The 12,800-nt window shown below is 67.6% G+C and carries 12 protein-coding genes; 9 read left to right on the top strand and 3 right to left on the bottom strand.

The annotated features are described in order from the left end of the window. Window positions 1–91: 91 nt before the first annotated feature. The 4 genes from hemP (at window position 92) to ACVOMM_RS15460 (ending at window position 4,233) form a co-directional block, all read left to right on the top strand. On the top strand, window positions 92–286 hold the full coding sequence (hemP, locus tag ACVOMM_RS15475) for a hemin uptake protein HemP (protein ID WP_005412278.1): 195 nt from the start codon (window positions 92–94) through the stop codon (window positions 284–286). 150 nt (window positions 287–436) lie between these two features. After that, window positions 437–2,629, top strand: coding sequence for a TonB-dependent hemoglobin/transferrin/lactoferrin family receptor (locus tag ACVOMM_RS15470; RefSeq protein WP_481526474.1), 2,193 nt, complete (start codon window positions 437–439; stop codon window positions 2,627–2,629). A 4-nt stretch (window positions 2,630–2,633) separates the two neighbouring features. Further along, entirely contained in the window at window positions 2,634–3,233 is a 600-nt protein-coding gene (locus ACVOMM_RS15465; RefSeq protein WP_065175798.1) for a ChuX/HutX family heme-like substrate-binding protein, read from the top strand. Window positions 3,234–3,306: 73 nt separating this feature from the next. Next, window positions 3,307–4,233 carry a DUF6607 family protein gene (locus ACVOMM_RS15460; protein ID WP_180875716.1) on the top strand — a complete coding sequence of 309 codons (927 nt, stop codon included), beginning with the start codon at window positions 3,307–3,309 and terminating at the stop codon, window positions 4,231–4,233. A gap of 104 nt (window positions 4,234–4,337) precedes the next feature. Here ACVOMM_RS15460 and ACVOMM_RS15455 read toward each other — a convergent pair whose 3' ends face one another. Beyond that, a complete protein-coding gene (locus ACVOMM_RS15455; RefSeq protein ID WP_481526473.1) occupies window positions 4,338–6,845 on the bottom strand; it encodes an ABC transporter permease in 2,508 nt (835 codons plus the stop codon). Further along, a complete protein-coding gene (locus ACVOMM_RS15450) occupies window positions 6,842–7,489 on the bottom strand; it encodes an ABC transporter ATP-binding protein (RefSeq protein WP_481526472.1) in 648 nt (215 codons plus the stop codon). The genes ACVOMM_RS15455 and ACVOMM_RS15450 overlap by 4 nt, the downstream gene beginning before the upstream one ends. 75 nt (window positions 7,490–7,564) lie before the next feature. Between ACVOMM_RS15450 and ACVOMM_RS15445 the strand changes: the two genes are divergently transcribed. The 3 genes from ACVOMM_RS15445 (at window position 7,565) to ACVOMM_RS15435 (ending at window position 10,439) form a co-directional block, all read left to right on the top strand. Further along, window positions 7,565–8,209, top strand: coding sequence for an arylesterase (locus ACVOMM_RS15445; protein ID WP_053516417.1), 645 nt, complete (start codon window positions 7,565–7,567; stop codon window positions 8,207–8,209). A gap of 88 nt (window positions 8,210–8,297) precedes the next feature. Continuing rightward, a complete protein-coding gene (locus ACVOMM_RS15440; RefSeq protein ID WP_002811889.1) occupies window positions 8,298–9,011 on the top strand; it encodes a response regulator transcription factor in 714 nt (237 codons plus the stop codon). Between the two features lie 156 nt (window positions 9,012–9,167). Continuing rightward, on the top strand, window positions 9,168–10,439 hold the full coding sequence (locus ACVOMM_RS15435) for a sensor histidine kinase (protein ID WP_053516416.1): 1,272 nt from the start codon (window positions 9,168–9,170) through the stop codon (window positions 10,437–10,439). Between the two features lie 80 nt (window positions 10,440–10,519). Here ACVOMM_RS15435 and ACVOMM_RS15430 read toward each other — a convergent pair whose 3' ends face one another. After that, window positions 10,520–11,221 (bottom strand): SGNH/GDSL hydrolase family protein, encoded by a 702-nt coding sequence (locus tag ACVOMM_RS15430; protein ID WP_180875720.1) that lies wholly within the window; start codon window positions 11,219–11,221, stop codon window positions 10,520–10,522. Between the two features lie 212 nt (window positions 11,222–11,433). Between ACVOMM_RS15430 and ACVOMM_RS15425 the strand changes: the two genes are divergently transcribed. Both ACVOMM_RS15425 and ACVOMM_RS15420 read left to right on the top strand, forming a co-directional pair. After that, on the top strand, window positions 11,434–11,829 hold the full coding sequence (locus tag ACVOMM_RS15425) for a diacylglycerol kinase (protein ID WP_053516413.1): 396 nt from the start codon (window positions 11,434–11,436) through the stop codon (window positions 11,827–11,829). A gap of 33 nt (window positions 11,830–11,862) precedes the next feature. Beyond that, window positions 11,863–12,612, top strand: a complete 750-nt coding sequence (locus tag ACVOMM_RS15420) for a TerC family protein (protein ID WP_004144462.1) — start codon at window positions 11,863–11,865, stop codon at window positions 12,610–12,612. The last annotated feature ends 188 nt before the right edge of the window (window positions 12,613–12,800 follow it).

Below are 12,800 nucleotides of genomic sequence, written 5' to 3'. Positions count from 1 at the left end.
TTAATCTCATCAATCAAATTGAGAATGGTTGTTGATTGTCAACTGAGAATCATTATCATTTAACTCGTCCCTCGCACGAGTCCAGATGCTCATGAACGCTCAACCTGTACTGCTGCGCCCTGAAACACTGACCCTCCGCGATCGTCCGGTTCGCGTCGTTCCGCCGGAAGAGGTCATCGACAGCGAAGCCCTGCTCAAGGGCCGTCGTGAAATCCTGATCCAGCACGGCGATCGCTTCTATCGCCTGCGGCACACCAGCAACGACAAGCTGATCCTGACCAAGTAACGCGGCCTGGTCGCCCGCCTCCCTCCCTCCTGCCGGGCGCCGCCCGCAGGGTGGGCGACCCGACCGCTCCCGCTCTCTCCCCCTCGGTCTACCGCGTACGCTCCGGCGTGCCGGTGGCCGGGGGTTCCCCTGCCTGACCGAACGAACCCGATGACCCGCCATACCGCCCTTTGCCTTGCTGTCTGGATGGCGCTCCCGCTGTCCGCCCACGCTGCCACCGCCGCCAGCGCCGCGCCCGATGCGCGCGAATTCGATCGCGTGCAGGTCACCGCCACGCGCACCGAGCGCGCAGTGAGTGACGTCGCCGCGACGGTGGACGTGATCGACCGTGAGCAGATGGACCGGCACCTGGTCCAGGACATCAAGGATCTGCTGCGCTACGAGCCGGGCCTGTCGGTCAGCCGCAGCGCCGCGCGCTTCGGCCTGGGCAGCATCCGTATCCGTGGCCTGGACGGCAACCGTGTGCGGGTGCAGACCGATGGCATCGCGATGCCGACCAGCTTCAACATTGGTTCGTTCTCCAACGCCAACCGCAACTTCACCGATCTGGACACGCTCAAGCGCGTGGAGATCGTGCGCGGCCCGGCCAGCTCGCTGTACGGTTCCGATGCGCTGGGCGGCGTGGTCGCCTTCGTCACCAAGGATCCGGCCGATTACCTGAAGGATGGCAAGGACAGCTACGTCGGCCTGAAGTTCGGCTACGACGGTGAATGGAAGGGCCTGCTCGGCGGTGTCACCACGGCGTTCGGCGGCGAACACTGGAGCGGCATGGTCAACATCAACCATCGCCAGGGCCAGGAAACCGACAACAAGGGTGACGTGCGCAGCAACGACAACACCCGCACCGCCCCCAACCCGCAGGACCGCGACGGTCGCAGCGGCCTGGCCAAGCTGGTCTATGCACCGAGCGAGGACCAGCGCTTCCGCCTGACCGTGGAAGGCAACGAAGACAAGACCGAGACCAACGTGCTGTCTTCGATCGACCGTACCACCACCACCGGCATGAAGGCGCGCGACAAGCAGAACCGCACCCGCGTGTCGTTCGCGCATGAAATGGATGCGCTGGACAAAGGCTTCGCCGACAGCCTGCACTGGCAGCTGTATACCCAGCACAGCGAAACCACCCAGATCACCGATGAGGACCGTGCCAACCGCAGCCGTCGCCACCGCGAGTTCAACTTCGACCAGCGTGTGTACGGCCTGCAGGCGCAGTTCAACAAGGCCTTCAGCACCGGCAGCGTCGAGCACGCGCTGACCTATGGCTTGGAGGGTGCACGCACCGAGATCCGCCAGAAGCGCGATGGTTTTCAGGTACTGGCCAACGGCCAGACCAGCACCACCATCCTGCCCGATGCGTTCCCGGTACGCGATTTCCCGATCAGCAAGACCACCGAGCTGGGCCTGTATGCGCAGGATGAAATGCGCATGGCTGGCGGCAAGCTGTCGTTGGTGCCGGGCGTGCGCGTGGACCGCTACGAGCTGAAGCCGGAAGTGGACAACATCTTCGCCGAGGACAATCCCGGCGTGGCGGTGGCGAAGCTGACCAAGACCAGCGTCTCGCCCAAGCTTGGCATGGTCTATCGCTTCACCGACGAATGGTCGCTGTTTGCCGGTTACTCGCACGGCTTCCGCTCGCCGCCGTACAACGACGTCAATCTCGGCTTCACCAACTTCGCCTTCGGCTACACGGCCATTCCCAATCCGGACCTGAAGCCGGAAACCAGTGATGGCATGGAACTGGGCCTGCGCTTCCTGTCGCCGGCTGCCTACGTCAGCGTCAGCGGCTACTACAACGAGTACAAGGACTTCATCGAGTCGCAGTCGCTGGTCGGCACCAATGCGCAGGGCCTGATGGTGTTCCAGTCGCGCAACATCGCCGACGCCCGCATCTACGGCGCTGAACTGAAGGCCGGCGTCGACTTCGGCCAGATCAGCCCGACCCTGCAGGGCTGGGCACTGCGCAGTTCCGTGGCCTGGTCGCGCGGCGACAACAAGACCGAGGACACCCCGCTGGATTCGGTCGACCCGCTGCGCGGCACCGTCGGCCTGATGTACGACACCGATGCCTGGGGTGTCGAACTGGCCGGCACGTTCGTCAAGCGCAAGGACCGCGTCGCCTCGGCCACGGTGTACCGCCCGGCCGGCTATGGCGTGGCCGACCTGATGGCACATTGGAACTTCGCCCCGGGTGCGACCTTCAACGTAGGCGTGTTCAACCTGGGCGACAAACGCTACATCGATTGGTCCAACGTGGGTACGACGCTGTCGCCGACCAGCCGCGTGCTGGATCGCTACACCAGCCCGGGTCGTACCTTCTCCGCCAGCCTTGCCGTGTCCTGGTGACCTCATGAGCCGAGCCTTGTCCGCACGCAGGAATGACTCCATCGCCGCTCCACACCGCGCGGCATGGCCGACCCCGGCACAGCTGGCCACGCTTGGCACCGTGTTGTGTCTCTACCACGCCGACGGCAACGAGCTTGGCGGCTGGCGCCAGGCGGTGCGCGTGCATGCTTGCCAGGGCGTGGACAGCGAGGGCCTGCGCGAAAGCCTGTGCTTCCTTGACGGCCGTGGCCGCTGCGTGTGGCGCCTGTACCTGCTGCCGGACAGCGATTTCTTGGCCTGGGACCGGTTGGTGGCCGCGCTGCCGCCGGGCCCACAGCACGACAGCGACGGCAGTGTCGGTGAACGCCTGTGGCGGCGCCTGGCCGGTCATCTCGGCGGCCAGCGTTGGCGCCTGTGTGCGCTGCGCCTGCATGCCGCCGATGACGGCCGCACCCTGGCGGCCAGCCTGTCGACGCTGTCGTCGCTGGGCGCGGCCACCGCACGCCGCATCGCGCGCCTGGAAGGCGCAGAGGGCGAGCTGGCCATCGACGACTGCTGCTGTGCCGACGCCGCGCGCCGGCCGCCACCACGGATTCCCGGCGACCAGCCGCTGATCCGCCTCTGATCTGTTCCTGATGGAACGCCCGACGGCCACGGATGGCCTCTCAACGAACCTGCAACCCCGAAGGAAGACCCCGATGAAATTCCAGACAGCCAGCGTCCTGCTGTTGCTCGCAGGCAGCGGCGTGGCCAGCGCGCAGCCCTCCGACATCGCCCGCGACCACGACAGCATCCTGGCCATGCAGGGCGAGTACACCGTGGATTTCGCCTTCGACGAAACCGTGCTGCTGAAGCCGGGCTACGAGCGCGCGCCGGCGATGCGTAGCGGCGGCAATGAAATGGTCATCGTGGTCGAGGACACCCCGAAGCGCATCGTGCTGCAACACCTGCTGCTGGACGAGAAGAGCGGCCACATCACCAAGCACTGGCGCCAGGACTGGGTCTACGAGGCCCCGAACCGCTTCGAGTTCAGTGCCGACCAGACCTGGCGGGTGCGCAGCATTCCGGCGGCGGTGAACCAGGGCGCCTGGACCCAGTGCGTGTATGAAGTGAGCGATGCACCGCGCTACTGCGGCACCGGCAAATGGACCTACACCAACAACGTGCCGAGCTGGACCAGCGACCTGAGCTGGCGCCCGCTGCCGCGCCGTGAGTACACCAAGCGCAGCGACTACAACGCGCTGGCGGTGGTCAACCGCCACACGCTCACCCCGAACGGCTGGACCCACGAGCAGTTCAACACCAAGGTGCAGCGCAACGCCGACGGCAGCCAGGTGGAGATCGCGCGTGAGTTCGGCTTCAACGACTACGTGAAGACCACCGAGATCGACTTCACCCCGGCGCGCGACTACTGGAAGGCCACCGCCGGCTACTGGGCCAAGGTCCGCCAGCGCTGGGACGGTTTCCTGACCCAGGCTCCGGGCGTGCACCTGAAGACCAAGCTGGATGGGATGGCGATGATCATTCCGCTGTTCACCCAGGCGCAGGACCTGCAGGACGGCAAGCAGGTGAAGGACGCGCAGATCGACGAAGTGTTCGTCAGGTACGTGGAAAAGGCCCAGTAGGGTCGAGCCATGCTCGAGGCCACAGCCGGATCCACGCATGGCGTGGATCTACCGCAAGGAAGGGTGCCGGGCTTGCCCGGCACGCCTTCCGGGGCGCGCCTGCGTCAGGTTTCGCGCAGGGCCAGGGCGGGCGGGGTATGCAGGATGCGCCGGGTGCCCCACCAGCCCGCCAGCAGGCTCAGCCCGATGCCGACCACGCCGCCCAGCAGCAGGCCCGGCCACGGCGGCAGCAGCGGCAGCTCGAACACCTTCTGCGACACCACCAGCCCGATCACGGCCGTGGCGCCCACCGCCAGCAGCGCGGCGAGCGTGCCCAGTGCCCCGAACTCGACCAGCACCGCACCGCGCAGCTGGCGCCGGGTCGCGCCCAGCGTGCGCAGTACCGCGCTGTCGTAGCGGCGCTCGCCGGCCGTGGCCTGCAGGGCAGCCAGCAGGACCAGCACGCCGGCCAGCAGGCTGAACACCATCACCAGCTGCACCGCCTGTGCCACCCGTTCCATCACGTCGCGCACCTGCGAGATCACCGCATCCACGTCCAGCAGCGACAGGTTCGGCTGTGCACGCACCAGTTCGCCCAGCCCGGCTGCCTGGCCGGCCGGCAGGTGGAACGCCGACAGCAGGTTGTGCGGGGTGTCGCCCACGGCGTTCGGATTCAACAGCACGAAGAAGTTCGGCCGGAACGTGTTCCAGTCCGCCTTGCGCACGCTGGTCACGGTGAACTCGCGCTGCTGCTCGCCCACGGAAATGCCGATACGGTCGCCGGTCGAGACGCCGTAGCGTTTGGCCCAGCCGGTTTCCACCGAGGCTTCAGGCGCAGTGCTGTCCGCCTTCCAGAAGTGGCCCTCAAGCAGCGTATTGGCCGGCGGGAAGGTGCTGCGCCAGCTGAAGTTCAGTGGCCGGTTCTCGTCGTCGTCCTCGCGCGGGCCGTTTTCCCGCCCCTGGCCGTCCTGCGCCTGGTCCACGCGCACCGGGGGCTTGCCGTTGATCGCGATCAGGCGGCCGGTGGCCATCGGTTCGATGCTGGCATCGGCAGCACCCAGCGCGCGCAATGCTGCCAGCACGCCGTCGCGTTGTTCGGGCTGGATGTTGATCAGGAAGTAGTTCGGCGTGTTCTCCGGCAGGCGCTCGCGCCACTGCTGCAGCAGCCCCGGCCCGGTCACGGCCAGCAGCAGCAGCGCGCACAGCGACAGCGACAGGCCCACCAGTTGCATCACCGCCAGCATCCGGCGGCGGGTCAGGGCGGCCAATCCCAGCCGCCAGTTGCCGTGCAGGCGGTGCTGCAGGCTGCGCAGCACCTGCAGCAGCACAAAGCCGCCCAGGCCCGCCGCTGCGGCGAGAGCGGCCAGGCCACCCAGCACCCACAGGGCCAGCTTCAGGTCGCCGGTCACCTGCACGGCCAGCACCAGGCTGGCCAGCAGGGCGGCGACGTAGGCCAGCAGCGAGGCGGGCGGCAGTGCAGCGAAGGAGCGGTTGAGTACGCGCATCGGCGGCACTCCGCGCAGGCGCAGCAGCGGCGGCAGGCCGAAGCCGAACAGCAGCAACAGACCGATGCCTGCACCGGTCAGCGCCGGTGTTGCCTGTGGCAGCGGCAGGCGCTGCGGTATCAGGCTGCCCAGCACCTGTACCAGGCTTTCCTGCGCGGCCATGCCCAGTCCAATGCCGAGCAGGCAGGCCGGAACGGCCAGCATCAGCAGCTGCAGTGCCAGGCCCAGCAGGATGTCGCGCTGGCGTGCTCCCAGGCAACGCAGGATCGCCACCTGGTCGATGCGGCGCAGGGCGAAGCGGTTGGCGGCCAGCGCGGTGGCAACGCCGGCCAGCAGCACCGCCAGCAGCGCGCTCAGGCCGAGGAAGCGCCCGGCCAGATCGAACGCCTGGCGCACGCCGCGCTGGGTGTCATCCACGCTGAGCAGGCGCATGCCCTTCACCTGTGGCTGCAGCCATTGCCGGAACGCCGCGATCCGGTCGGCCGGCCCGGCGAACATCAGCCGGTAGCTGATGCGGCTGCCGGGACCGAGCAGGCCGGTGCCGTCGACATCAGCGCGATTGACCAGCAACGTCGGCGACAGCGTGAGGAGGTCGCCGCCGGCATCCGGTTCGGCCTCGATGATGCCGGCGATGCGCAGCGTACCGGCGCCGAACTCGAGGTCATCGCCGGCCTTCAACCCCAGCGCATGCAGCAGGCGGGGATCGGCATAGGCCTGGCCCTGCGGCGGCATGCCGGCATCGTCGATCAGCGCACCACCGGGCGTGCTGCGTACCCGCAGCGTCCCCCGCAGCGGATAGCCGGCCTGTACCGCCTTGATGCTGGCCATCTGGCTGGCATCGCCCTGGAACAGCACGGTGCCGAAACTGGCCATGCGGGTGGATGCCAGTCCCCGCTGCCTGGCCTCTTCGGCGAAGGCGGCCGGCGGGTCGTCACGACCGGCGACGCCGAGGTCGCCGCCGAGCATCTCCGCAGCGCTGCCGGTCAGTGCCAGGTTGACCCGGTTCACCAGCGTGCCGACCGCGGTCATCACCGCCACGCCCAGCACCAGCGCGGCGAACACGGTCAGCAGGTCGCCGGCCAGGGCTTCGCGGCGCAGCGCGCGCCACGCATGCCGCAGCAGGTTCATGCGCGGGCCTCGTGCGCGACCGCCTGCAGGCGGCCGTTGTCGATGCGGTGGATGTGCTGGCAGCGCTGGGCCAGGCGCAGATCGTGGGTGACCAGCACCAGCGTGGTGCCGCTGCCGGCGTTGAGCTCGAACAGCAGGTCGCTGATGTGCTGGCCGGTGCTCTGGTCTAGCGAGCCGGTCGGCTCGTCGGCGAACAGGATGCGCGGCCGGGTGACGAAGGCACGCGCCAATGCCACGCGCTGCTGTTCGCCGCCGGACAGCTGGCGCGGGTAATGGCGGGGGCGATGGGCCAGCCCGACCTGGTCCAGCACGGCGTCCACCCGCGCGCGATCCTCGCGCCCGCCCAGCTCCAGCGGCAGGGCGACGTTCTCGGCGGCGGTCAGCGCCGGCAGCAGGTGGAAGCTCTGGAAGACGAAGCCGACCTCGCGAGCACGCAGCTGCGCGCGGGCTTCCTCATCCAGGCTGGACAGGTCGTGCCCGGCCAGAGCGATGCGACCGCGGCTGGGCAGGTCCAGCCCGGCGAGCAGGCCGAGCAGGGTGGTCTTGCCGGAGCCGGAGGCGCCGACGATGGCCACGCTGGTGCCTTCATGGACCGTCAAAGTGATGTTGTCCAGTATGTGGACTTCACCCTCCGGGCCATGCACGGATTTGCCGACCTGGTCGACGGCGATGGCGACGGGCGCGCTGCGGGGGGACAGGCTGTCGATGAGGAGACTCCAATGCGCAAGACGGGATGGAGCCGGCGAGCCGGCATGATGATGGTGCTGTTGCTAGGGTTCCTGCTGTTGCCCGGGCTGGCCTGTGCCAAAGGTCCGGCCGGTACCGTCCTGGTGCTCGGCGACAGCCTCAGTGCTGCCCACAATATCCCTGCCGATGCCGGCTGGGTCAGCCTGCTGCAGCAGCGGGTCAGGCAGCAGTCGAAAACGCCGGCGCGGATCGTCAACGCCAGCATGAGCGGCGAGACCACCGCCGGCGCCCTGACCCGGCTGCCGGGCCTGCTGGCGAAGGAGAAGCCGGACGTGGTGGTGATCGCTCTGGGGGGCAACGACGCCCTGCGCGGGCTGACCCCGGCGCAGGTGCAGGGCAATCTGGAAAAGATGGTGCAGGCCAGCCAGAAGGCGGGCGCCAAGGTGCTGCTGCTGGGCATCGATGTGCCACCGAATTACGGCCCGGCGTACCGCCAGCGGCTGGCGGCCGCCTACCGCGCGCTGGCCGACCGCTACGCTGTGCCGCTGCTGCCGTTCCTGCTGGAGGGGGTGGCCCTGCAGCCGGGGATGATGCAGGCCGACGGTCTGCACCCCACCGCCCAGGCCCAGCCGAAGGTGCTCGACAACGTCTGGCCCCTGCTCAAGCCGCTGCTCTGAGCAGCGGATCGGACCTCTTGACGGAACTTCACATTGCCTCCACCGTCGATCCGGCATGTTTCACAAAGCTGAAGTTAGAGGGAATCACATGCGTCAGACGAAGGAGACTTCCGGCTTGGTGCTGGTGGTCGAAGACAACCGCAACATCTCCGAGATGATCGGCGAATACCTGGAAGGTCGTGGCTTCGAAGTCGACTATGCACAGGATGGCCTGGACGGCTACCGGCTTGCGGCGGAGAACAGCTATGACGTGGTGGTGCTGGACCTGATGCTGCCGCGGCTGGATGGCATCGAAGTCTGCCGGCGGCTGCGCAACGATGCGCGCAAATCGACGCCGGTGCTGATGCTGACCGCGCGCGATACGCTGGACGACAAGCTCACCGGCCTGGGTTTCGGTGCCGATGACTACCTGACCAAGCCGTTCGCGATCCAGGAACTGGAAGCACGCCTGCGCGCGCTGATCCGCCGCGAACGCCGCCAGGTGGGTTCGGAAGTGCTCAAGGTCGCCGACCTGGTGCTCGATCCGGTCAGCATGCGCGCCACCCGCGCCGGCACCGAACTGCAGCTGTCGCCGATCGGCCTGCGCCTGTTGACGATTCTGATGCGCGAATCGCCGCGGGTTGTCACCCGCCAGGAAATCGAGCGCGAGATCTGGGGCAACGGGTTGCCGGATTCGGACACCCTGCGCAGCCATCTGTACAACCTGCGCAAGATCATCGACAAGCCGTTCGATCGCCCGCTGCTGCATACCGTGCAGAGCGCCGGCTATCGCATTGCCGACATCGCCCAGCCGATGGCCTGAGCAGGGACCGTGCCGGTGCAGCTGCAGGCCCGGTGCGGTAGCGGACGGGCAACAGGGCAGGGGATGACCGACCGGCAGTGTCGGCGGTCATCATCCCTGCACGACCACGGCGCGGTGCGCTGCCTATAATCGCAGCGCTCTGACCGGGACCCCGCAATGCCGCACGGCCTGCCGCGCAAGATCCGTATCGCCTTCATCCTGCAGGCAGTGCTGGCCAGCCTGGGCATCCTGCTGGGCGCATGGCTGGTGTCGCTGGTCATCAAGCACAGCCTGGTCGGTGCAGCGCTGCGCGAGGAAGCGGCGTATTACTGGACGCTGCACGACGCGTCCCCCGCACAGCCCCCCCCCAATACGCAGAACATCCGCGGCTACCTGCTGGAAAGCGGCCAGTCCGCGTTGTCGCTGCCGGCCAACCTGCGCGACCTGGAGCCCGGTTTCCACGAACTGCCGGCGGATGACCAGCTGGTCCTGGTCGATGTGCGGCCGGCCGGCCGCCTGTATCTGGTATTCCTGCGCTCACGCGCGGAAATGCTGGCGTTCTGGTTCGGCATCGTGCCGGTGCTGCTGACCCTGCTGGCGGTGTATGGCGCCAGCTGGATCACCTATCGCGCGTCCAAGCGTCTGGTATCGCCGGTGAACTGGCTGGCGCGGCGCGTGTCGCGCTGGGATCCCGGTCACCCCGAGGCAGCCGATCTGGAACCGAACAAACTGCCGGCGGACATGCAGGGCGAGACCCGGCAGCTCGCCGCGGCCCTGCATTCGCTGGCCAACCGGGTCAGCGCGCATGTCGCCCGCGAACGCAACTTCACCCGCGATGCCAGCCATGAACTGCGCACGCCGTTGACGGTGATCCGCGTGGCCAGCGACATGGCGCTGGGGGATGATTCCCTGCAGCCGCGCCTGCGCCGCAGCCTGCAGCGCATCCAGCGTGCAGGGCGTGACATGGAAGCGGTGATCGACGCCTTCCTGATCCTTGCCCGCGAGGCGGATGTCGAGCCGCAGGTCGAGCTGTTCGATGTCAACGACATCGTCCGTCACGAGGTGGACAACGCCAACGAACTGCTGGGTACGCGCCCGGTCGTGGTGCACCTGCACAGCGACGGACCGGTGAATCTGCATGCGCCGCCGCGGGTGCTGCAGGTGGTGGTCAGCAACCTGGTGCGCAACGCCTGCAGCTATACCGACGAAGGCCGCATCGACGTGCATGTGCGCGACGACCGGGTGGTGGTGCGCGACACCGGCATCGGCATGTCTGCCGAAGCCCTGTCGCGCGCGTTCGAGCCGTTCTACCGCGCCGAACCCAGTCGCCCGCAGGGCACCGGACTGGGCCTGTCGATCGTGCGCCGGCTGTGCGATCGCTTCGGCTGGAAGGTCAGCCTCTCCAGTGAACCCGGGCAGGGAACCGAAGCCACCGTGATTTTCCGCTAGAGGGCTCTTGCCGGATCAGAAGCGGGCACTCCGCGGAATGGCGGGGGTAGCGCCGGGCCATGCCCGGCGTGCGCAGTGTCTCAGTCGCAGGTCACCTTCGGTGCCAGCGCGCGGGTCCAGATGGCATATCCGGCGGGCGTCATGTGCAGCATGTCCTCACGGAACAGCGCGCGATCAGGCTGGCCGTCGGCGCCCAGCATCGGCGTGTAGATGTCGGTGAAGCCGGTGTTGGGCAGCCTGGCCAGCGCCGCCTTGACCAGCGTGTTGGCCTCGTTGATCGCCGGCAGCAGGTGCGCCCGTGACGGGCTGGGCTTGATCGACACGTATTCCACCCGGGTCTTGGGCAGGTCGCGATGCACGCGCTGCACGAAGGCGACCACATCGTCGCGCACCTGCACGGCGCTGCGGCCGCTGTTGAGGTCGTTGTCGCCGGCGTACAGGAAGACCTTGCACGGCGCGTACGGGATCACGATCTGTCCGGCATACCAGGTGCTGTCCCGGACTTCCGAGCCGCCGAAGCCCCGGTTGAACACCGGCTGGCCGGCGAAATCGGCCGCCAGGCTGTCCCACATCCGGAATGACGAACTGCCAATGAACTCGATGCCACCACGAGGCGGCGGGGCGACCTTGTCGGCGGCGGCGAAGGTGGCCATGTCGGCGGCCCAGGCCACGTTGGAGACCTGCTCGGGAACGCGGGGCGACGGCGAGGGAACGCGTGCCAGCGCCAGCGGCGCAAGGGTCAGCAGGCCCAGCATCAGCAGAGCGGGACGGCGGTGGGACATCGTGCACTCCAGGCAGGAAGGAGGGAGCCATCATAGGAGGCGGGCGCGGCCCGCGCTTGTCCCCGGCAGGCCATTCGGCCCGGCCGCGCGGAGTATGGCCGGCGGCCTTGTGGCAAAATGGCGACTGTCTGCCCATCCCTGTGCACCCATGATTCCCTGCCGTGCGTCTGAGCGGTCGCTGCGCCGCGCCCCCGTTGCTGGATGCTCCACCCGTGGCTGACCAGTTCGGCCACATGCCGCGCGGCCCGCGCCGCATCTTCCAGGCCGCGCGCTGGTCCTGGCAGGGCCTGCGGGCTGCCTGGCTGCATGAGTCCTCGTTCCGGCTGGAGGTCTACCTGCTGGTCCTGCTGACCCCGGTGGCGATCTGGCTCGGCCAGACCCCGGTGGAGCGCGCGCTGCTGATCGGCTCGATGCTGCTGGTGCTGGCGATGGAACTGGCCAACTCCGCCATCGAGGCCGTGATCGAGCGCTACGGCAGCGAGATCCACGAGCTGGCCGGGCGCGCCAAGGACATGGGTTCGGCCGCCGTGTTCGTGCTGATGATGAACGTACTGCTGTGCTGGGCCCTGGTCGTGGTCCCGCATGCACTGGCCGGCCGCTACGGCTGAACCCCCATTCCCCCACTGCCTTGAAGAGTTTCCATGTCCTTTGAGTTCCTCGCCGACCCCAACGCCTGGGTGACCCTGTTCACCCTGAGCGCGCTGGAAATCGTGCTCGGCATCGACAATCTGGTGTTCATCTCCATCGCGGTCAGCAAGCTGCCGGAAGAGCGCCGTCCCTTTGCGCGCAAGCTCGGCATCGCCGTGGCCTGCATCACCCGTATCGCACTGCTGGTGTCGCTGGCCTACCTGGCCCACATGTCCGCCAACCTGTTCACCGTGGCCGGCATGGGCATCTCGATCCGCGACCTGGTGCTGATCGTGGGTGGCCTGTTCCTGATCATCAAGGGTTACATGGAGATCAAGGAACTGATCACCGGTGGCGAAGACGAGAATCCGGCGACCAGCAAGGCGTCGGGCGTGTTCGGCATGGTTATCCTGCAGATCGCCATCATCGATATCGTGTTCTCGCTGGACTCGGTGATCACGGCCGTCGGCATCGCCGACCACATCCCGGTGATGGTCGCTGCCATCCTGCTGTCGGTGCTGGTCATGCTGCTGGCGGCCAATCCGCTGGGGCGCTTCATCGACGCCAACCCGACGGTGAAGATGCTGGCGCTGGCCTTCATCCTGCTGATCGGCGCGGTGCTGATCCTGGACGGCCTCGACGTGCACGTGCCCAAGCCGTACATCTACGCCGCGATGGGCTTCTCGGTGCTGGTGGAATGGTTGAACCTGCTGATGCGCCGTCGCGCGCGCGACCACCACGTGCCGGGCGCCGGCGACTGGTAAAGCGTATGACCTCGAACCCCCGGCCCGGCCGGGGGTTCTGCTTTGCGGGCCACCGCGTCCGCCGGGCAATGCCCCCCCCAAACCGGGTACGAAACCCCACGGGTAACGCAGGGCCATGACCGCGGGGGCAATTTCCAGCAAATACCCCCTAAACCAAAACATTTTAACCCCCAAAAAAAAAATTTTAA

Source organism: Stenotrophomonas sp. STEN009, assembly GCF_056760395.1.
This window is presented reverse-complemented; position numbering and strand designations above follow the sequence as displayed.